19 protein-coding genes are annotated in these 19,851 nt (G+C 56.7%); 10 read left to right on the forward strand and 9 right to left on the reverse strand.

Translation table 11 applies throughout. The annotated features are described in order from the left end of the window. Positions 1–53: 53 nt before the first annotated feature. The 3 genes from gluQRS to folK all read left to right on the forward strand — a co-directional run bounded on the left by gluQRS (position 54) and on the right by folK (position 3,068). The gene (gluQRS, locus tag LQ945_RS09405; protein ID WP_044553379.1) at positions 54–965 is read left to right on the forward strand and encodes a tRNA glutamyl-Q(34) synthetase GluQRS; all 912 of its coding nucleotides are present in this window, start codon (positions 54–56) and stop codon (positions 963–965) included. 61 nt (positions 966–1,026) lie between these two features. Then, a complete protein-coding gene (gene pcnB, locus LQ945_RS09410; RefSeq protein WP_420136185.1) occupies positions 1,027–2,577 on the forward strand; it encodes a polynucleotide adenylyltransferase PcnB in 1,551 nt (516 codons plus the stop codon). Further along, positions 2,577–3,068, forward strand: a complete 492-nt coding sequence (gene folK, locus LQ945_RS09415) for a 2-amino-4-hydroxy-6-hydroxymethyldihydropteridine diphosphokinase (protein WP_270102762.1) — start codon at positions 2,577–2,579, stop codon at positions 3,066–3,068. Before pcnB ends, folK begins: the two co-directional genes overlap by 1 nt. Positions 3,069–3,103: 35 nt before the next feature. Here folK and qseC read toward each other — a convergent pair whose 3' ends face one another. Both qseC and qseB read right to left on the reverse strand, forming a co-directional pair. Then, entirely contained in the window at positions 3,104–4,462 is a 1,359-nt protein-coding gene (gene qseC / locus LQ945_RS09420; protein ID WP_270102763.1) for a quorum sensing histidine kinase QseC, read from the reverse strand. After that, positions 4,459–5,121 carry a quorum sensing response regulator transcription factor QseB gene (gene qseB / locus LQ945_RS09425; RefSeq protein WP_269936145.1) on the reverse strand — a complete coding sequence of 221 codons (663 nt, stop codon included), beginning with the start codon at positions 5,119–5,121 and terminating at the stop codon, positions 4,459–4,461. The genes qseC and qseB overlap by 4 nt, the downstream gene beginning before the upstream one ends. A gap of 169 nt (positions 5,122–5,290) precedes the next feature. Here qseB and panB point away from each other — a divergent pair, with 169 nt between their 5' ends. The 3 genes from panB (at position 5,291) to panD (ending at position 7,480) form a co-directional block, all read left to right on the forward strand. After that, on the forward strand, positions 5,291–6,085 hold the full coding sequence (gene panB, locus LQ945_RS09430; protein WP_262239689.1) for a 3-methyl-2-oxobutanoate hydroxymethyltransferase: 795 nt from the start codon (positions 5,291–5,293) through the stop codon (positions 6,083–6,085). A 24-nt stretch (positions 6,086–6,109) separates the two neighbouring features. Continuing rightward, the gene (gene panC, locus LQ945_RS09435; protein WP_270102764.1) at positions 6,110–6,964 is read left to right on the forward strand and encodes a pantoate--beta-alanine ligase; all 855 of its coding nucleotides are present in this window, start codon (positions 6,110–6,112) and stop codon (positions 6,962–6,964) included. 135 nt (positions 6,965–7,099) lie between these two features. Next, positions 7,100–7,480: an aspartate 1-decarboxylase gene (gene panD, locus LQ945_RS09440; protein ID WP_037416822.1), complete on the forward strand. Its 381-nt coding sequence runs from the start codon at positions 7,100–7,102 to the stop codon at positions 7,478–7,480. Between the two features lie 39 nt (positions 7,481–7,519). Here panD and LQ945_RS09445 read toward each other — a convergent pair whose 3' ends face one another. The 3 genes from LQ945_RS09445 to LQ945_RS09455 form a co-directional block, all read right to left on the reverse strand. Further along, entirely contained in the window at positions 7,520–8,800 is a 1,281-nt protein-coding gene (locus LQ945_RS09445) for a polysaccharide deacetylase family protein (RefSeq protein WP_270102765.1), read from the reverse strand. Positions 8,801–9,088: 288 nt separating this feature from the next. Further along, positions 9,089–9,859, reverse strand: a complete 771-nt coding sequence (locus LQ945_RS09450; RefSeq protein ID WP_044553394.1) for an ABC transporter permease — start codon at positions 9,857–9,859, stop codon at positions 9,089–9,091. Continuing rightward, entirely contained in the window at positions 9,856–10,779 is a 924-nt protein-coding gene (locus LQ945_RS09455) for an ABC transporter ATP-binding protein (protein ID WP_269936142.1), read from the reverse strand. Before LQ945_RS09455 ends, LQ945_RS09450 begins: the two co-directional genes overlap by 4 nt. 236 nt (positions 10,780–11,015) lie before the next feature. Here LQ945_RS09455 and can point away from each other — a divergent pair, with 236 nt between their 5' ends. Next, the gene (gene can / locus LQ945_RS09460) at positions 11,016–11,672 is read left to right on the forward strand and encodes a carbonate dehydratase (RefSeq protein ID WP_061807929.1); all 657 of its coding nucleotides are present in this window, start codon (positions 11,016–11,018) and stop codon (positions 11,670–11,672) included. A 35-nt stretch (positions 11,673–11,707) separates the two neighbouring features. On the opposite strand, the gene hpt is transcribed toward can, so the two are convergent. Next, complete coding sequence (gene hpt, locus LQ945_RS09465; RefSeq protein WP_071827054.1) at positions 11,708–12,244, reverse strand: hypoxanthine phosphoribosyltransferase; 537 nt, start codon at positions 12,242–12,244, stop codon at positions 11,708–11,710. Between the two features lie 99 nt (positions 12,245–12,343). Continuing rightward, a complete protein-coding gene (gene cueO / locus LQ945_RS09470) occupies positions 12,344–13,966 on the reverse strand; it encodes a multicopper oxidase CueO (RefSeq protein WP_270102766.1) in 1,623 nt (540 codons plus the stop codon). Between the two features lie 175 nt (positions 13,967–14,141). On the opposite strand from cueO, the gene LQ945_RS09475 reads away from it, so the two are divergent. The 3 genes from LQ945_RS09475 to speD all read left to right on the forward strand — a co-directional run bounded on the left by LQ945_RS09475 (position 14,142) and on the right by speD (position 16,284). After that, positions 14,142–14,489, forward strand: coding sequence for a YacC family pilotin-like protein (locus LQ945_RS09475; protein WP_041415681.1), 348 nt, complete (start codon positions 14,142–14,144; stop codon positions 14,487–14,489). Between the two features lie 109 nt (positions 14,490–14,598). Next, entirely contained in the window at positions 14,599–15,462 is an 864-nt protein-coding gene (gene speE / locus LQ945_RS09480; RefSeq protein WP_044553888.1) for a polyamine aminopropyltransferase, read from the forward strand. 27 nt (positions 15,463–15,489) lie between these two features. Further along, positions 15,490–16,284 (forward strand): adenosylmethionine decarboxylase, encoded by a 795-nt coding sequence (speD, locus tag LQ945_RS09485; RefSeq protein ID WP_020828578.1) that lies wholly within the window; start codon positions 15,490–15,492, stop codon positions 16,282–16,284. A 34-nt stretch (positions 16,285–16,318) separates the two neighbouring features. Here speD and yacL read toward each other — a convergent pair whose 3' ends face one another. Beyond that, entirely contained in the window at positions 16,319–16,681 is a 363-nt protein-coding gene (gene yacL, locus LQ945_RS09490; RefSeq protein WP_270102767.1) for a protein YacL, read from the reverse strand. A 139-nt stretch (positions 16,682–16,820) separates the two neighbouring features. Further along, positions 16,821–19,418, reverse strand: a complete 2,598-nt coding sequence (acnB, locus tag LQ945_RS09495; RefSeq protein WP_270102768.1) for a bifunctional aconitate hydratase 2/2-methylisocitrate dehydratase — start codon at positions 19,416–19,418, stop codon at positions 16,821–16,823. Positions 19,419–19,851 lie beyond the last annotated feature (433 nt).

Below are 19,851 nucleotides of genomic sequence, written 5' to 3' on the forward strand. Positions count from 1 at the left end.
GCGTGCGCGTCAGTGTGCGCCGCACAGAGAAAAGGGAAAGTTTCCCCTCTGATATGCAAGAAAGACATTATGTGGGGCGCTTTGCCCCATCGCCTTCCGGGGATCTGCATTTCGGTTCGCTGATTGCCGCTCTGGGAAGCTACCTCCAGGCTCGTGCCCAACACGGGCAATGGCTGGTTCGCATTGAAGATATCGATCCCCCGCGCGAAGTCGCCGGTGCGGCCGATCGTATCTTATCCGCTCTGGAACACTATGGTCTCCACTGGGACGGCCAGGTCATCTATCAATCCCAACGTCACGAAGCCTACCGCGCCACTCTGGAACACCTGCACCAGCAGGGGCTCAGCTATTTCTGCAACTGTACCCGCAGTCGTATCCAGCAGATTGGCGGTTTGTATGATGGCCATTGTCGTGCCTTGAATCTCGGCCCGCAGGGCGCCGCCATCCGTTTACGCCAATCCAGCCCGGTTTATGCCTTTCACGATCGCCTGCAAGGCGAGTTGCAGGCCGATCCGGCGTTGGCGCGCGAAGACTTTATTATCCGTCGACGCGATGGGCTGTTCGCTTATAACCTGGCGGTGGTGGTTGATGACCATTTTCAGGGCGTGACCGAAATCGTGCGCGGTGCCGATCTTATCGAACCTACCGTGCGCCAGATTGCGTTGTACCGTCAGTTGCAGGCGCCGGTGCCCGCCTATGTGCATCTGCCGCTGGCGCTGGGCGCCAACGGCATCAAATTGTCGAAGCAAAACCATGCGCCCGCGCTGCCCGCAGGCGATCCTCGCCCGGTGCTGGTTGCCGCACTGAAGTTTCTGCGCCAACCGCTGCCGGAAAGCTGGCAAGATCTTGACCTGCCGTTATTATTGAGCTGGGCGATCGCACACTGGAAGCTGGATAATGTGCCGCGTCAGGAGGCTATTCCCCTGGACGAAAACACATCAGCATTCTCAAAAGAGCCATGGTGAGCTATGATTAGCCGCTATTTTTTGTTAGCGCCATTTTTTTCAGACACTATCGAGGTGTACCATTTTTACCCGAGTAGCCAATTTCTGCCGTAAGGTGCTAACCCGCGATGACAAGCTGCCGCGTGACGATGCGCCGGTCAGCGATACAAACGTAGTCCGCGAAGAAAGCGCGGTGGCTGCGAAGCCGTCTGCGCCGCAGCAACGTTCCGCCGATCGCGGCAGAGATACTCCTGCCCGCCGGCAGGCACCGCGTAAACGCCCACCTTTTCCTGCCGCAGAGGGAACCGGCTCAATGACCGTTATCCCGCGCGATCAGCACTCTATCTCACGTAAAGACATCAGTGAGAACGCGCTGAAGGTGCTGTACCGCCTGAATAAATCCGGCTTCGAAGCTTATCTGGTCGGCGGCGGTGTACGTGACCTGCTGCTGGGCAAAAAGCCGAAAGATTTCGACATCACCACCAACGCCACACCGGAGCAAGTGCGCAAGCTGTTCCGCAACTGCCGCCTGGTAGGTCGCCGTTTCCGTTTGGCGCACGTGATGTTCGGGCCGGAAATCATCGAGGTTGCCACCTTCCGTGGTCATCACGAACAGCAAACGCCGGAATCTGACAAGAACTCTTCCCAGCAGGCCCAAAACGGCATGCTGCTGCGCGACAACATTTTCGGTTCGATCGAAGAAGATGCCCAGCGTCGCGACTTCACCATCAACAGCCTGTATTACGGCGTGGCGGACTTCACCCTGCGTGATTACGTCGATGGTCTGCGCGACCTGAAGCAGGGCGTGATTCGTCTGATCGGCGATCCGGAAACCCGCTACCGCGAAGACCCGGTGCGCATGTTGCGCGCGGTGCGCTTTGCCGCCAAGCTGGACATGACCATCAGTGACGAAACCGCCGAGCCGATCCCGCGCCTGGCCTCGCTGCTGCATGAGATCCCGCCGGCGCGCCTGTTTGAAGAGTCGCTGAAACTGCTGCAGGCAGGCTACGGTTACCCAACCTATCTGAAGCTGTGTGAATATCAGCTGTTCCAGCCGTTGTTCCCGCAAATCGCACGTCACTTCACTCCGACCCATGACACGCCAATGGAGCGTATTCTGGTTCAGGTGCTGAAGAACACCGACCACCGTCTGCAAAACGACATGCGCGTCAATCCGGCATTCCTGTTTGCTGCTATGCTTTGGTATCCGCTGCTGGAACATGCGCAGAAACTGGCGCAGGAAAGCGGTCTGGCGTACTACGACGCCTTCGCACTGGCCATGAATGACGTGCTGGACGAGCAATGCCGTTCATTGGCGATCCCGAAACGCATTACCACGCTGGTTCGCGATATCTGGCAGCTGCAGCTGCGGCTGTCTCGCCGTCAGGGCAAGCGCGCGCACAAGCTGATGGAACACCCGAAATTCCGCGCCGCTTACGATCTGCTGGCGCTGCGTGCCGAAGTGGAAGAAAACCAGGATATGTTGCGTCTGACCGAATGGTGGGGCGAGTTCCAGGAAGCCACCCCGGCGCGCCAAAAAAACATGTTGAGTACCTTGGGTGACGATCCGGCGCCGCGCCGCACGCGTCAACGCCGCCCTCGCCGTCGGACGCCGCGTAAAGAAGGGGAATAATGATCCGCGTTTATATCGCGCTGGGCAGTAACCTGGCGCATCCGCTGCAACAGGTCAAGGCCGCACTGGAAGCGCTGGAGCATCTCCCGCGCACCCGGTTGATCCTTTGTTCTTCGTTTTACCGCACCAAGCCGCTGGGGCCGCAAAACCAGCCTGACTTTCTCAATGCGGTGGTGGCGCTGGATACCTTGCTGCCTGCGGAACAACTGCTGGATCACACCCAGGCGATAGAACGCAATCAGGGCCGCGTGCGCAAAGATGAGCGCTGGGGCCCACGTACCCTCGATTTAGACATCATGCTGTACGGCGATCAGGTTATTCATACCGATCGCCTGACGGTGCCGCATTACGGCCTGAAAGAACGCGAGTTCATGCTCTACCCGCTGGCGGAAATCGCTCCTGACCTGATTTTCCCGGACGGCGAGTCGCTGACCAGTTGCCTGAAGCGCGTGTCGAAAAACGGCATGGAACTCTGGCATAAACCCAAGTAAACGCCAGAGTCGGGCGCAGTTCATATACAGTGCCCTTACAGCACCACCTGCGCGACAAATCCCCCGTCCGACCGATTGGCAAAGCTGACACGCAAGCCATGCAGGCCAGCGATACGCTGCACAATAGATAATCCCAGCCCGCTCCCGGTTTGTTCCTGCCCTGGAGGGCGATAAAAACGTTCCCCCAGGCGAGCCAGGTGTTCCTCCGTCACGCCCGGGCCATCGTCTTCGACCCTCAGCATCCGCTCTGTCAGCCTCACCGTAACGGTACCGCCTGCCGGCGTGTAACGCACTGCGTTATCCACCAGATTGCGTACCAGCAGCGACAGCAGCAGCGCTTGTCCCTGCAACGGCGGTGGTGTGCCCTGCTGTTCATAGCGCAGCGTGACGCCTGCGGCATGGGCATGACGATCCTGTTCCGCCAGGGTCATCGGCACCAGTTGCCCCCAGTCGACCGCTTCCAGCTCGGCCAGATCGGACAGTGAATCCAGCCGCGAAAGCGTCAGCAGCTGATCCACCAGCCGGGTCGCGCGATCGATACTCACCGTCAGGTTTTCCAGCGCATGCTCGCGCATCTGTTCGTCATCACCGGCCAGTTGCACCACTTCCGTCTGCACCCGCAGCGCCGCCAGCGGGCTGCGCAGCTCATGGGCCGCATCGGAGGTAAAACGCCGCTCACGCACCAATAGCGCATTAATGCGGGCAAACAGCGCGTTAAGCGCATCCACCAGCGGGCGCACTTCGGTCGGTACCTGGCGCGCGTCCAGCGGTGTGGCGTCATCCGGAGCGCGCTTGCGCAGTCCAGCAGCGACCGCGCGTAATGGCTTCAGTTCTCGCCCGACCATCAAGGCAATCAGCAGCATCAGGATCGGCAGCGTCACCAGCCAGGGCACCAGTTGCCCGGTCACCATGCCCAACGCCATATCGCGCCGATAGTCCCACTCCTGCCCCACGACGATGCGATAGCGGCCGTCCGGGCTGGTCAGCCACAGCAGTCGCCAACTGTCGTCATCGCCTTTGCGTTCACCATCGGTAAAGCCTTCTCGCTCGCCATCGAACAGGAAATCCGCCCCGTTCTCGCCATCATTGAGCAACATCTTGCCGTTACGATCGAAAATGGCGAACGCCAGCGCGTCGTCATCCTGCTCGCCGCGTTTACCGTGATGCACCAGCTTCTTGGTTTTCGGCAGGCTGCGCACGCTTTCGTCGGCCAAAAGATCCCCCAGATTGGCGGTCGCCAGGCGTTTGGCGAACAGCATCTGTTGGGTATCGAACACTTCGTTGATGTTGTTGCGCGTCATCATCCACGCCACCACACTGGCGGAGCACCAGGTCAATAATGCCAGCAGGCTGAAGATCAGGATCAGCCGCAACCGCAGACTGAGATGTTTCACGGTACATCCCCCAGGGTATACCCCACGCCGTGAATGGTGCGGATAAAGCCGTTGCCCAACTTGCGCCGCAGGTGGTGAATATGCACTTCTACCGCGTTGCTGCTGACCTCGTCGTCCCAGTTGTACAATTTTTCCTGGATCAGCGGCCGTGCCAGCACCCGCCCCTTGTTATGCAGGAACAGTTCCAGCACCGCCAGCTCACGCGGCGTCAGCGTGACCGGTTCGCCGTTGCAGCTTACGCTGCGGGTGGCGGCGTCAAACACCACATTGCCATGCACCAGCTGCGGCATCAGTTGGCCGTGGCGACGACGGATCAGCGCCTGCAGGCGAGCCGCAACTTCCGCCAGGGCAAAAGGCTTGCACAGGTAATCGTCGGCACCGCTCTGCAGGCCGCTGACCCGCTGCTCCAACGCGTCCCGTGCGGTAAGGATCAGCACCGGCACGTCGTGGCCAGCCTGCCGCCACTGTCGCAGCAGATCCAGACCGTCGAGGCCCGGCAGGCTGAGATCGAGAATAACCGCGTCGTAAGGCGCGCTTTCCAGCGCGTTTTTCCCCACCAGACCATCGGTAAACCAGTCCAGATTAAAGCCGAGTTTGGTCAAGCCGGCCTTGATGCCGTCGCCAATTAACTTGTCATCTTCTATCAGCAAAATTCGCATGTGCGTCCTTTTTTAGCCATTGCCGCCCATTACACCACAAGGTTCTTAAGAAGCTCTTAAGCATGATGATCTGCGCTACCCACCCCGTTAGGGTTACAGTAGAATGACAGCACTTTTTTGCAGCCAGGGCCCTGCGCATACCGCCCGGTCCTATTCAGGAGACGTAGTGATGAAACCCACCACCGTGACCCATTTGCGCCAGTGGAAGCAGGAACAACGCAAGTTCGCTTCCCTCACCGCCTACGATGCCAGCTTTGCCAAACTGTTTGAAGAGCAAGGCGTTAAAGTACTGCTGGTAGGCGACTCGCTGGGGATGACGCTGCAGGGCCACGACTCCACGCTGCCGGTCACCGTCGCCGACGTTGCCTATCATACCCGCGCCGTCCGCCGCGGCGCCCCGGCCTGTCTGTTGCTGGCCGATATGCCTTTTATGAGTTACGCCACCCCCTCCCTGGCCTGCGCCAATGCCGCCGAGCTGATGCAGGCTGGCGCTAACATGGTAAAACTGGAAGGCGGCAGCTGGCTGTGCGAAACGGTAAAAATGCTGACCGAACGGGCCGTACCGGTGTGTGGCCACCTCGGGCTGACGCCGCAATCCGTTAACGTGTTTGGCGGCTACAAAGTGCAGGGCCGTGATGAGCTTGCCGCCAAGCAACTGCTGGAAGACGCCAAAAATCTGGAGCTGGCCGGCATGCAGCTGCTGGTGCTGGAATGCGTGCCAAGCGAATTGGCACGCAAAATCACCGAAGAACTGACCATCCCGGTGATTGGCATCGGCGCCGGCAATGCCACCGATGGCCAAATTCTAGTGATGCACGACGCGTTCGGCATCACCGGCGGCCACACGCCTAAATTCGCTAAAAACTTCCTGGCGCAAAGCGGCGATATCCGCTCGGCGGTGCAACAATATATGCAGGACGTGGAGCAAGGAATTTACCCCGCTGAAGAGCACTCATTCAACTAAAGTGACTGCGTTAGGAGTTATGGAATGGTAATTATCGAAACCCTGCCGCTGTTGCGTCAGCAGATCCGCCGCTGGCGTCAAGAGGGTAAACGTATCGCGCTGGTGCCGACCATGGGCAACCTGCACGAAGGCCATATGACGCTGGTCGATGAAGCCCGCGCACGCGCCGATATCGTGGTGGTCAGTATTTTCGTCAACCCGATGCAGTTCGAACGCCCTGACGATTTGGCGCGCTACCCGCGCACCCTGCAGGAGGACAGCGAAAAGCTGACCCGTCGCGGCGTAGAGCTGGTGTTCGCACCGGCGCCGGCCGATGTCTACCCTCAGGGGCTGGAACAGCAGACCTACGTCGACGTACCGGGCATTTCCTCCATGCTGGAGGGCGCCAGCCGTCCGGGCCACTTCCGCGGCGTCGCGACCATTGTCAGCAAGCTGTTCAATCTGGTGCAACCGGACCTGGCCTGTTTTGGCGAGAAGGATTATCAGCAGTTGGCGTTGATCCGCAAAATGGTGGCGGATATGGGTTACGACATCGACATCGTGGGCGTGCCGACCGTACGCGCTAAAGATGGCCTGGCGCTCAGTTCACGCAACGGCTACCTGACCGCCGAAGAGCGTAAAATCGCCCCACAGCTCAGCAAGATCATGAATGCGCTGGCAGAGCAGCTCAGCAACGGCGAACGCCATGTCGACGAGTTGCTGGAACAAACCGCCGCTCAGTTGCGCAGTGCAGGTTTCACGCCGGGCGAGCTGTTTATCCGTGACGCCGACAGCCTGCAACCGCTGGGCGTAGAAAGCCAACGGGCAGTGGTGCTGATGGCCGCCTGGCTGGGCAAGGCGCGCTTGATTGACAACCAGCAGGTTGATCTGACTCTGTAAGCTACTTTTTGTGCAATCGTCACTGTTACAGCCCCTCTGAAAGTAGACATCGAGGGACTTATCGGTGACGATAAACGCCGGATGGATGTTCAACCTCAATCGCCTGTGAAGGCTGATACTCAGTTAGGTAAAGTTATGATACGTACTATGCTGCAAGGCAAGCTGCATCGGGTGAAAGTGACTCAGGCCGACTTGCACTATGAAGGCTCCTGCGCCATCGATCAGGACTTCCTGGAGGCCGCAGGCATTCTGGAATATGAAGCTATCGATATTTATAACGTTGATAACGGTCAGCGTTTCTCGACCTATGCCATCGCCGCCGAACGCGGTTCGCGCATTATTTCGGTCAACGGGGCGGCAGCGCGTTGCGCCTGCGTCGGCGACAAGCTGATCATCTGTTCTTACGTGCAGATGAGCGATGCCGATGCCCGCCAACATCATCCGAAAGTGGCCTACTTCGAAGGCGACAATAACCTGCAGCGCAAGGCGAAAGCCGTGCCGGTTCAGGTCGCCTAAAAGTCACAACGGGCGCCGTCGGCGCCCGTTTCTTCCTGATTACTGCACCACCAGCGTTCCCGGCTTGTTGGCTATTCTGTCGGCCATGGTCTGAATCGAGTCGGTGCGCAAAATGTACAACCGCTTCAGCGTATAAGGGTTATCCCCCGGCTTCACCTTACCTTGCACCGTGGTTACCGCCATATGGAAACCGGCATCCTTCGCCGCCTGTATCGCCCGTTGGTTATAGCCGCCAAACGGGTATGACACATACAGCACATGCGGATTAAACTGCGACAGCGCGCGGCGCGAGTGCTCAAAATCGAATTCTATGTTGTGCAGCGAACGGCTCAGCAGGATCGGCTGACGATTACCGTCGGTGCGATGCAGGAAATGCGTATGCGACTGCACGTCGAACACGTCCTGGATCTGCTTCAGTTCGGAAATGCTCATAAACTGCAGCGAATCTGGATTCCACTTTTGCGGATGGCGCTTGATGCGTGAGGAAATAATAAACGCCGTGGCGCGGAAGCCGTAATTCTTCAACACCGGGTAAGCATAACGGTAGACCGATTTCAGCCCGTCATCGAACGTCAGCACCACTGCCTTGCCGGGCAGGTTGATCTGGTTGTTCAGATAGGCTTCCAGCTGATACAGGGAAATCGTGTCGTAGCCCGCCTGCTTCAGGTAGGTCATCTGATTGCTGAACGCCACGTCGGAAGTGGTGGTCGAGGTATGGCGGAAACGCTTGTTCTCTTCGTTTTTCAGCAGGTGATGGTAGGTCAGTACCGGAATACCGGTGTCAATCTCGCAGTCCAGCTCGCTGACATAACCCAGACGATCGCCAATGTTGATCTCATACCAGGTGTTGTTGAGCCTATCCTTCAGCTTGCCGATAATCGGGTAGCGCAGATTCTCTTCCAGCACGCCAAACACATCACTGGCGTTATCCGCATCGGTATAGACGTTGATCGCCTTTTGAGTGATCAGGTTCTGGTTGGTCAGCGGCTTATTCAGCTCGCCAAGATCGTCCTTCACCTTGCGCGATTTTTTAAGACTGCGCACATCGTCTTTGTCGATAAACCCCGTGCCGTGGCCGAATTTGAACTCGTAATACTCCGCATCCGCCGGGAACACCTGAATCAGCTGCCCCTGCTTCACTTCGCCGACCGGAATAACATGCTCGCCAATCAGCGAATAAACCTCGCTGTCGCGCTGCGCTTCCATATATTCGGATTTAACGGCGCTGTCTTCCGACAGCAAACTTGCCAGGCCCGCCGGGGAGGTGAACGACAACAGGATGCCGAGTAACCCAGCCGCTATCTTGTGTGTAGACCGCATGATTATATTCTGCTTACGAGTACGTAATACCCGTCGTATTTCAGACTGCAGCGTTGTTACCCGCCTCGATCATCCCATTAATTACCTGAGGATGAGCGCGCTGGCCGCCTGGCTGCAACTTGAAATTCATAGGGTATATAACAAAATGGAGAAAATGTGGAGCGTCAGCATAGCACGATTTGAACAGCGGGGAGAAAGGGGTTATTCGAGCAATTTTATTGATTTACGGGATGCCCGCCGCAGATTGATAAACGCGTCCCCGAACGCCAACCCGGGGACGCCATGCTATCAGGTGCGCAAACCGCGGCCACGCTCAATAAGGAACCAGGACAGCAGGTAGAACACCGCGATAAACGCCACCAGCACCGCCATGGTGAACGCCAACGGCACGTCGCTGATGCCCAGGAAACCGTAGCGGAACCCGCTGATCATATAGACGATCGGGTTCAGCTTGGACACCGCCTGCCAGAACGGCGGCAGCAGCGTCAGCGAGTAGAACACCCCGCCCAGATAGGTCAGCGGCGTCAGCACGAAGGTCGGGATCAGGCTGATATCGTCAAAGGTGGTGGCAAACACCGCGTTGATCAGGCCCGCCAGCGAGAACAAAATCGCCGTCAGCAACAGCGTGACCACAATCACCCACCAGGCATGCACCTGCAGCGGCACAAAGAACAGCGAGATCACGGTCACCAGCACGCCGACGCAGATCCCCCGCGCCACGCCGCCGCCGACGTAACCGGCAATCACCACGTGCGTCGGCACCGGGGCCACCAGCAGTTCTTCGATGTTACGCTGGAATTTGGCGCTGAAGAACGACGAGGCCACGTTGGCGTACGAGTTGGTGATCACCGCCATCATGATCAGGCCGGGAACGATAAACTGCATGTAATCGAAACCGTGCATCTCACCGATACGTGAACCAATCAGGTTGCCGAAGATGATGAAATACAACGTCATGGTGATCACCGGCGGCACCAGGGTCTGGATCCAGATACGGGCAAAGCGGTTGATCTCTTTAGCCCAGATGCTCTGCAAAGCCACCCAATACAAACGCGTCATACTTTTTCTCCATTACCGTTAACCAGGGTGACAAACAGCTCTTCCAGCCGGTTGGCCTTGTTACGCATGCTCAGGACCTGGACGCCCTGTGCGCTGAGCTGGGCAAACAGGCCGTTCAGGCCCTGCTCGCGCATCACTTCCACCTCCAGCGTCGAGGTGTCCGTCAGGCGATGACGGTAGCCGTCCAGCTTCGGCAGCGGGCTTTTCGCCGCCAGATCGAGAATAAAGGTTTCGGACTTCAGCTTGGCCAGCAGGCCTTTCATCGAGGTGTTCTCCACCAACTCACCGTTCTGGATGATGCCGATATTGCGGCACAGCATTTCTGCTTCTTCCAGATAGTGGGTGGTGAGAATAATGGTGGTGCCCTGGGCGTTAAGCTCTTTCAGGAAGCCCCACATCGAGCGACGCAGCTCGATATCCACCCCGGCAGTCGGTTCATCGAGGATCAGCAGTTTTGGCTGATGCATCAAGGCGCGGGCGATCATCAAACGGCGCTTCATGCCGCCGGACAGCATGCGAGCGCGTTCTTCGCGCTTGCCCCACAGATCCAACTGAGTCAGGTATTTTTCCGCGCGAGCCAAGGCTTCGCGGCGGGTCACGCCATAGTAGCCCGCCTGATTGACCACAATCTGCATCACGGTTTCGAACGGGTTAAAGTTGAATTCCTGTGGCACCAGCCCGAGCTGACGCTTGGCGTTAACGATGTCCTTGTCGATGTCGTAGCCGAACACCCGCACGCTGCCGGAGGTTTTGTTAACCAACGAACTGATGATGCCGATGGTCGTGGATTTTCCGGCGCCGTTCGGCCCCAGCAGGGCATAGAAATCCCCCGCTTCGACATTGAGATCGATCCCGCGCAACGCCTTGACGCCACCGGCGTAAGTCTTGGTTAACTGCGCTAATTCCAGTGCATAATTCATAAGTTAAAAAGTACCTTGTACGATGAGTATGCTGCTGCGTTTTTGTAATGAAGATGATCTTATCATCAGCAGCGTTTTCACTGAGGCAAATCCGTGCGGTAAATTCAGCTTCCATCCCGCCATATTGAATAAAAAGTGGCCGGATATCGCCCGGCGCCACTGTTCCGATATCCAAATTGTGATGCTTGTCCTATATTACCCCAACGCAATCTGTTCGTTACAGGCCTATAACCTCCATGAAAGAGATCGAAAAGCTTATCGCCAATAACCACACCTGGTCGGCTAACATCAGCAAGGAAGACCCGGACTTTTTTGAACGCTTAGCACAGGCGCAAAAGCCCCGCTTTTTATGGATAGGTTGTTCTGACAGCCGCGTACCTGCGGAAAGACTGACCGGGCTGGAGCCGGGTGAACTGTTTGTTCACCGTAACGTGGCAAACCTGGTGATCCACACCGATTTAAACTGCCTGTCGGTGGTGCAATACGCCGTCGACGTGCTGGAAGTCGAGCATATTATTATCTGCGGTCACCTGGGCTGCGGCGGCGTGGAAGCGGCGGTCGAGAACCCGGAACTGGGGCTGATCAACAACTGGCTGCTGCACATTCGCGACCTGTGGTACAAACACAGCTCACTGCTGGGTGAACTGGAGCCGGAACAACGTCTTGACGTGCTGTGTGAGATCAACGTTATTGAGCAGGTCTACAACCTGGGCCATTCCACCATCATGCAATCAGCATGGAAACGCGGCCAGAAAGTGATGATTCACGGTTGGGTATACGGGATCCAGGACGGCCGTCTGCGCGATCTGGAAGTGGCAGCGACCAGCCGCGAAAGCCTGGAAATGGGCTATCGCAAAGCCATGGCCACGCTGCAACAGGATAAAGGTATTTAAAGCTCACGGGCGCGGCATACCGCGCCCACAGCCGTTTACTCGTCCAGCAGCACCACTTTGCCGACGTACGGCAAATGGCGGTAGCGCTGAGCGTAGTCAATGCCGTAACCCACCACGAATTCGTCCGGGATTGAAAAACCGACGTACTCAACCGGCACTTCCACTTCACGGCGTTCAGGCTTGTCCAACAGGGTGCAAATCGCCAAGGATTTCGGCCCACGCAGCGCCAGAATTTCGCGCACTTTGTTCAGCGTATTGCCGGAATCGATGATGTCTTCCACGATCAGCACGTCTTTGCCGCGGATATCTTCATCCAAATCCTTAAGGATTTTTACGTCGCGAGTCGTGGACATGCCGCTGCCGTAGCTGGAAGCGGTCATAAAGTCGACCTCATGCGGCACTTCAATGGTGCGACACAAGTCAGCCATGAACATGAAGGAACCGCGCAGCAGCCCAACCAGCACCATGTCACTGCCACTGTCGCGGTAATGTTCGGTGATCTGGCGGCCAAGTTCGGCAATACGGGTCTTAACTTCCTGCTCGGAAATCATTACGTCTACAGTGTGTTTCATAGTTTTCAGGTCAGTTGCCGGAAGAAGGGCGCAGAGTTTAGCATAGCCTGAAGCCGGTGGCGACGCGAGTGCGCCGCCACTTGAAAGACAACGAGGAGATCAGTCCGCGACCGTAAAGCCCATCATCATGCCGGTATCTTCGTGTTCCAGCAGGTGACAGTGGGCCATATAGGCGTGATCGCTGTTGGCAAGGTGATCGAATCGCACCAACACTTCACTGCGCCAGCCTTCTACCCTTACCGTGTCTTTCCAGCCGCTGCGGTGAGCAGCCGGCGGTTTACCGTTTTCCGACAGGATGCGAAATTGGGTGCCGTGAATATGGAATGGATGCAGCATCATGTCGCCTTCGCCGGAAAGGGTCCACTTTTCGTACTTGCCGCGTTTGGCTTCAAACATCGGCTTGGTCATGTCGAAGGCCTTGCCGTTGATCATATTGCTATGGCTGAAATCGAACGGCTTCGCGCCGTGATCCATGCCCTTCATGTTGCTGTGATCCATGCCCTTCATACTGCCGTGATCCATCCCTTGCATGCCGGACATCTCACCGCTGTCGCCTTTGCCCATGCTGCCGTGATCCATGCTCATGCCGGCCATGGCCTGATGGCCATAGCGCTCCATCAGCGCCTGCATACCCAGCTTATCCAACTGTGGATTCATCATCAGTTGCAGCCAACGCTCCTGGATGCCGGCCACCGCAGGCAGCGCAGGCAGTTTCACCAGGCTGTCCGGCATCGTCTTGATGCCCTGCGCCAGCGAAGGCTGGATATGCAATACCGGCAGCGGCTGGTCGAACGGTGCCAGCGTCATGCCCATCTGTTTGACCGGCAGCGTGACGATATCGAAAGCTTTACCGTCGGAGGCGTCCACCAACACTTCGAAACGTTCGCCCATCAGCATCGGCAATTCGGTCAGCTTGACCGGCTCGGCCAGAAAACCGCCGTCGCTGGCAATCACATAGAGTGGACGGTTATCGCTGGCGGCCAGGTTCAGCGAGCGTGCATTACAACCATTGAGAAAGCGCAGACGCAGCCAACCGCGAGGGGCCACGTGGCGGGGATACTGAGCGCCGTTGGTGAACATGCGGTCGCCAAACCAGCCTACCGCAGCACTCATGACATCCAGTTGGTATTCAATCTGCGCGTCTTTACCCAAGCGTTTGTCCTGCAGGATCACCGGAATATCATCCTGCCCCCAGGTTTTCGGCAGCGGTAACTTACTGCTTTCGTCATCTTCCAGTAGCACCAGCCCGGCCAAGCCCTTCATCACCTGCTGGCCGGTCTTGCCGTGGGTGTGCGGATGGAACCAGCAGGTGGCCGCAGGTTGCTCGATAGTGAACTGCACCCGGCGCGTCGCGCCCGGTTGAATCAGCGCCTGTGGCCCGCCGTCTACGTCACCGGGGATTTCCAGGCCGTGCCAGTGAACGGTGCTGGCTTCCGGCAGCGCATTGCGGATATCCACCGTGACCGGTTTGCCACGTTGCAGGCGCACCGCCGGCCCCAGCAACGCGCCATTAAAACCCCAGGTTTGGGTCGCCTTGCCCGGCAGCCAGTTCACCTCGCCGGTTTGCAGCGCCAGAGCAATGTTCCCTTGTGCGTCCGGCATCAGCAATGGCGGGATCGGCAACACCGGCAATTCAGCCGCCCATGCGCCCCGGCTCCATAACGGTAAGGCGCTTGCCGCGCCCAGCGCAGCGGTCAGTTTGATAAAATCACGGCGTAACATCGCTGACTCCCTCTTCTCAGTGATCTAACTTAACTATAGCCGTCAGCCTAAACCCTCCCCTTAGCGGAAGGTCAAGCCTTTGCTGCCGGTTATGTTACCTGTGAGTAATAAAATTTGGTGCCTTTACAGGCAAGTGTGATAACGTCTGTAGACAACAAACAGGTCTATTTTCATGATGAAAAAAACAAGTTTACTGGTGCTGTTGCTCACCATGCTGGGGTTCTCCAACGCCAGTCTGGCGCTGAATGAGTCCGAAGCGGAAGATCTGGCCGATCTGACGGCGGTGTTTATTTATTTGAAAAACGATTGCGGTTATAACGACTTGCCCAATGCGCAAATCAAACGCGCCATCGTTTATTTCGCGCAGCAAAACCGTTGGGATCTGACCAACTATAATAGTTTTAATATGAAGGCTCTGGGTGAAGACAGCTATCGCGATCTCAGTGGTATCGCCATTCCTACCCCGAACAAATGCAAATCTCTGGCACGCGACTCGCTAAGCCTGCTGGCCTACGCTAACTAATCCCCCGCCTTCCGCTATCTTTGTTTGAAATTCAGCCGTGCATCACCAGGCAGAGTTAGCTATGATGTTGCGCCAATTTTTCATGGCTGTTATTACGGAGTTCCCGCACATGACCCAGAAAGAAATTTGGTATGAAACGCTGCATGCCAACTTCGGCCAGTACTTCTCGGTAGAGAACGTGCTGTATCGTGAGAAGACCGAGCATCAGGACTTGGTGATATTTGAAAACCCGGTTCTGGGGCGCGTTATGGCGCTCGACGGCGTGGTGCAAACCACCGAGCGCGACGAGTTCATCTATCACGAGATGATGACCCACATACCGCTGCTGGCTCACGGCCAGGCGAAGAAAGTGCTGATCATCGGCGGTGGCGACGGTGCTATGCTGCGCGAAGTCAGCCGCCATCAGGGCGTAGAGCAGATCACCATGGTCGAGATCGACGCCGGCGTGGTGGAGTTCTGCCGCCAATACCTGCCGAATCACAATGCCGGTGCTTACGACGATCCGCGCTTTAAGCTGGTGATCGACGATGGCGTCAACTTTGTTAATCAGACCGATGAAAAATTCGATGTGATTATCTCCGACTGTACCGATCCTATCGGCCCCGGCGAAAGCCTGTTCACCTCGGCGTTCTACGAAGGCTGCGCGCGCTGCCTGAACGAGGGCGGCATTTTTGTTGCGCAGAACGGCGTGTGCTTCCTGCAGCAAGACGAAGCGGTCAATAGCCACACCAAGCTGAGCCAATACTTCAAGGACGTCAGTTTCTACCAGGCGGCGATCCCGACCTATTACGGCGGCATTATGACCTTCGCCTGGGCCAGCCAAAACCCGGCGCTGCGTCAGCTTGATCTGCCAACGCTGCAACATCGCTTTCATCAAAGCGGCTTAAACTGTCGTTATTATAACCCGGCAATTCACGCGGGCAGCTTTGCACTGCCGCAGTATTTGCTCGACGCACTGAACGTTTCACGTTAAGCGAGAAGATAAAGGAGGTGAACCAAATTGCATAAGCTAAAACTGCACGGCTTCAACAACCTGACCAAAAGCCTGAGTTTTTGTATTTACGATATTTGTTACGCCAAAACCGCGGACGACCGCGCCGGCTATATCGCCTACATTGACGAGCAATACAACGCCAACCGCCTGACCGAGATCCTGAGCGAGACCTGCTCGATCATTGGCGCCAATATTCTCAACATCGCACGTCAGGACTACGAGCCTCAGGGCGCCAGCGTCACCATTCTGGTCAGCGAAGAGCCGGTCGACCCGGACGATGTCGATACCTCAGAACACCCGGGCCCGCTGTCAAAGACGGTAGTCGCGCACCTGGACAAGAGCCATATCTGCGTTCATACCTATCCGGAGAGCCATCCGGAAGGCGGTCTTTGCACCTTCCGCGCCGATATCGAAGTGTCCACCTGCGGCGTGATTTCACCGCTTAAAGCGCTGAATTACCTGATCCACCAGTTGGAATCTGACATCGTCACCATGGATTATCGCGTGCGCGGTTTTACCCGCGACGTGAACGGCTTGAAGCATTACATCGATCATGAGATCAACTCGATCCAGAACTTTATGTCTGATGACATGAAGGCGCTGTACCACATGATGGACGTGAATGTTTATCAGGAAAACATCTTCCACACCAAGATGTTGCTGAAAGATTTCGATCTGAAGCACTACCTGTTTAACGCCAAACCGGACGCGCTGAGCGAGGCTGAGCGTAAAGAGATTACCGATCTGCTGTGGAAAGAGATGCAGGAAATCTATTACGGCCGCAATATTCCGCATCTGTAATCTGTATCGGGCGCGGCACGCCGCGCCCTTACGTTCAGTATTTCAGCATAAAAGAACGGTAGGCCTTCAATACCTGTAAAAAGTCTTCGACGCCGCAGAATGAGAGGCTTTCTTCGTCATAGTAATTCATCCCCTCCTCCATCTCGTCGCCCTCGAACTCCAGCAGGTTGGCGCGGATCATCACTTCCTCACCGTCCATCAGCAACGTGTATTCATGACCTTCCAACTGCCATTGACGCTCGCTGCCCTTCACTTGCGCCGCACCGGCTTCGATGCGATCGAGCAGGTTGAAGTCGCCTTTGATTTCTTCGTTGATCCAGTGGCCAATCGCCTCATGCCCCATCGAAAATCTGACCACCACCTGACCGGTAACGTCACGCAGAAATTCGTAATCCATAGCACGCCCTCCTGAGCCCTTTCTCTTAGTGTAAACATTAATTCATGACTAACTCAGTGAGCGCTCGCAAAGTTGGCAACTGAGAAAAATAAAACGGGAGGCCAAGGCCTCCCGTTAAACAGTTGCGCAATATAGCGACTTAAACAGCGGTTTGGAAGATCACGCCGTCGGCTTTTTCCGTGTACTGACCCAGCTGGTCAAAGTTCAGGTAACGGTAGGTATCCGCCGCTGACTTATCGACCTGCGCCATGTACGTCTGGTACTCGTCCGGCGTTGGCAAACGACCCAGCAGCGAAGCCACCGCCGCCAGCTCCGCAGAAGCCAGATACACGTTGGCACCGGTCCCCAGACGGTTCGGGAAGTTACGGGTCGAGGTGGAAACCACCGTCGCACCGTCGGCCACTCGTGCCTGGTTACCCATACACAGTGAACAACCCGGGATCTCGATACGTGCACCGCTCTTGCCGAAGACGCTGTAGTAGCCTTCTTCGGTCAGCTGAGCCGCATCCATCTTGGTTGGCGGAGCCACCCACAGACGGGTCGGCAACTGGCCTTTGTGCTGATCCAGCAGCTTGCCTGCCGCGCGGAAGTGGCCGATGTTGGTCATGCAGGAACCGATAAACACTTCATCGATCTTGCTGTTGGCTACATCAGACAGCAGACGTGCGTCATCCGGATCGTTTGGTGCACACAGGATTGGCTGAGTGATCTCTGCCAGATCGATGTCGATCACCGCAGCGTATTCTGCATCCGCATCGCCTTCCAGCAGTTGCGGATCCGCCAGCCATTTTTGCATGCCCTGAATGCGACGCTCCAAGGTACGACGGTCGCCGTAGCCTTCGGAGATCATCCACTTCAGCAGCACGATGTTGGAGTTCAGATACTCTTCAATCGGTGCCTTATCCAGCTTGATGGTACAGCCGGCAGCGGAACGTTCGGCCGAAGCGTCAGTCAGTTCGAATGCCTGCTCGACTTTCAGATCCGGCAAACCTTCGATTTCCAGAATGCGGCCAGAGAAGATGTTCTTCTTGCCCTTCTTCTCTACGGTCAGCAGGCCCTGCTGGATGGCGTAGTAAGGGATAGCATGCACCAGGTCGCGCAGAGTAATGCCAGGCTGCATCTTGCCTTTGAAGCGCACCAGAACAGACTCTGGCATATCCAGCGGCATTACGCCGGTAGCGGCGGCAAAGGCAACCAGGCCGGAACCCGCCGGGAAGGAAATGCCGATAGGGAAACGGGTGTGGGAGTCACCGCCGGTGCCTACGGTATCCGGCAGCAGCATGCGGTTCAGCCAGGAGTGAATAACGCCATCGCCCGGACGCAGCGACACGCCGCCACGGTTCATGATGAAGTCCGGCAGCGTGTGGTGGGTCGTCACGTCAACCGGTTTCGGATACGCGGCGGTGTGACAGAAGGACTGCATCACCAGATCGGCGGAGAAGCCCAGGCAAGCCAGATCTTTCAGCTCGTCACGGGTCATCGGGCCGGTGGTGTCCTGTGAGCCGACAGAGGTCATTTTGGGCTCACAGTATTCTCCCGGACGCACACCGGCGACGCCACAGGCGCGGCCAACCATTTTCTGCGCCAGCGAGAAGCCTTTGCTGCTGACAGCCACTTCTTTGGCAATGCGGAACACGTCGCTGTGCGGCAGGCCCAACGCTTCACGCGCTTTGGTAGTCAGGCCACGGCCAATGATCAGCGGAATACGGCCACCGGCGCGCACTTCGTCGAGCAACACGTCGGTCTTCAGTTCGAAGTTGGCAATCAGTTCACCGGTTTCGTGGTTGCGCACTTCACCCTTGTACGGGTAAATGTCGATCACGTCACCCATGTTCAGATCATTGACGTCCACTTCAATCGGCAACGCACCGGCATCTTCCATGGTGTTGAAGAAGATTGGCGCGATTTTACCGCCGAGCACCACACCACCGCCGCGCTTGTTAGGCACGTAAGGGATGTCGTCGCCCATAAACCACAGCACCGAGTTGGTGGCAGATTTACGAGAAGAACCGGTACCGACAACGTCACCAACGTAAGCCAGCGGGAAGCCTTTCTTGTTCAGCAGTTCGATTTGCTTGATAGGCCCGACGCTGCCCGGCTGATCCGGCACTATGCCTTCACGTTCGTTTTTCAGCATCGCCAGGGCGTGCAGTGGAATATCCGGGCGTGACCAGGCATCCGGTGCCGGCGACAGGTCATCAGTGTTGGTTTCACCGGTGACTTTGAATACGGTAACGGTGATTTTTTCCGCCAATTGCGGACGAGACAGATACCACTCGGCATCGGCCCAGGACTGCATAATCTGCTTGGCGTGCGGGTTACCCGCTTTGGCTTTTTCTTCCACGTCGTAGAAGTTGTCGAACATCAGCAGCGTATGGGACAGCGCAATGGCCGCAATCGCAGCCAACTTTTCGTTATCCAGCGCGTCGATCAGCGGATGAATGTTATAGCCACCTTGCATGGTGCCTAACAGTTCTACGGCTTTCTCGGGGGTAATCAGGGGGGAGGTCGCTTCGCCTTTGGCGATGGCTGCCAGGAAACCGGCTTTTACATAGGCGGCTTCGTCGACGCCCGGTGGCACACGGTTAATCAGCAGGTCTAACAGGAATTCTTCTTCGCCTTTTGGCGGATTCTTTAATGATTCAACCAGCGCTGCCATTTGGGTGGCGTCTAACGGCTTAGGGACGATGCCCTCTGCAGCACGCTCGGCTACGTGCTTACGGTATTCTTCTAGCACGACATTCTCCTCGCTCTCATTGTCATTTATTGTGCCTGGCGTTCTCTATTCAAACCGGGTTTAGCGCACGGTGTTGAGGCCATTGATCCTGACGGGGCACTGCTGTCGATGTCCTGGACTGTAAGTTACAGTGCCCGGTTCCGCTCAGCCAGCATATCAGGATTTGAATTGGTTGTTAATTCGTTCACATAAAAGCAACATTAAATCTTTGCTGAATCGTTGAGCGCAGTGTAATCGGCTGCAACACAGGCCCGACGGGGCTGCAGGAAGGTTCCGTTCACAACCTGCATCAGCCTGACGAGCACAACATAATACCCACTCACTTACAATGGCTATTGGTCGCGAATAGTAAAAATTGAGATCGGAAGGCACAAAAAAACCGCCGTTAAGGCGGTTCTGTTGTTCCGTTCGGTGTTAGCAGGCACCTTACGGA

Origin of the sequence: Serratia liquefaciens (assembly GCF_027594825.1) — a bacterium.
Classification (GTDB): Bacteria; Pseudomonadota; Gammaproteobacteria; order Enterobacterales; family Enterobacteriaceae; genus Serratia; species Serratia liquefaciens_A.

Excerpts from the sequence above, each read along its gene's own strand:
- LQ945_RS09445 (WP_270102765.1), bottom strand. The coding sequence starts at position 8,800 with ATGCGGTCTACACACAAGATAGCGGCTGGGTTACTCGGCATCCTGTTG.
- speE (WP_044553888.1), top strand. The coding sequence starts at position 14,599 with ATGACCCAGAAAGAAATTTGGTATGAAACGCTGCATGCCAACTTCGGC.
- panC (WP_270102764.1), top strand. The coding sequence starts at position 6,110 with ATGGTAATTATCGAAACCCTGCCGCTGTTGCGTCAGCAGATCCGCCGC.
- LQ945_RS09455 (WP_269936142.1), bottom strand. The coding sequence starts at position 10,779 with ATGAATTATGCACTGGAATTAGCGCAGTTAACCAAGACTTACGCCGGT.
- LQ945_RS09450 (WP_044553394.1), bottom strand. The coding sequence starts at position 9,859 with ATGACGCGTTTGTATTGGGTGGCTTTGCAGAGCATCTGGGCTAAAGAG.
- qseB (WP_269936145.1), bottom strand. The coding sequence starts at position 5,121 with ATGCGAATTTTGCTGATAGAAGATGACAAGTTAATTGGCGACGGCATC.
- panD (WP_037416822.1), top strand. The coding sequence starts at position 7,100 with ATGATACGTACTATGCTGCAAGGCAAGCTGCATCGGGTGAAAGTGACT.
- gluQRS (WP_044553379.1), top strand. The coding sequence starts at position 54 with ATGCAAGAAAGACATTATGTGGGGCGCTTTGCCCCATCGCCTTCCGGG.
- panB (WP_262239689.1), top strand. The coding sequence starts at position 5,291 with ATGAAACCCACCACCGTGACCCATTTGCGCCAGTGGAAGCAGGAACAA.
- can (WP_061807929.1), top strand. The coding sequence starts at position 11,016 with ATGAAAGAGATCGAAAAGCTTATCGCCAATAACCACACCTGGTCGGCT.
- folK (WP_270102762.1), top strand. The coding sequence starts at position 2,577 with ATGATCCGCGTTTATATCGCGCTGGGCAGTAACCTGGCGCATCCGCTG.
- LQ945_RS09475 (WP_041415681.1), top strand. The coding sequence starts at position 14,142 with ATGAAAAAAACAAGTTTACTGGTGCTGTTGCTCACCATGCTGGGGTTC.
- yacL (WP_270102767.1), bottom strand. The coding sequence starts at position 16,681 with ATGGATTACGAATTTCTGCGTGACGTTACCGGTCAGGTGGTGGTCAGA.
- hpt (WP_071827054.1), bottom strand. The coding sequence starts at position 12,244 with ATGAAACACACTGTAGACGTAATGATTTCCGAGCAGGAAGTTAAGACC.
- cueO (WP_270102766.1), bottom strand. The coding sequence starts at position 13,966 with ATGTTACGCCGTGATTTTATCAAACTGACCGCTGCGCTGGGCGCGGCA.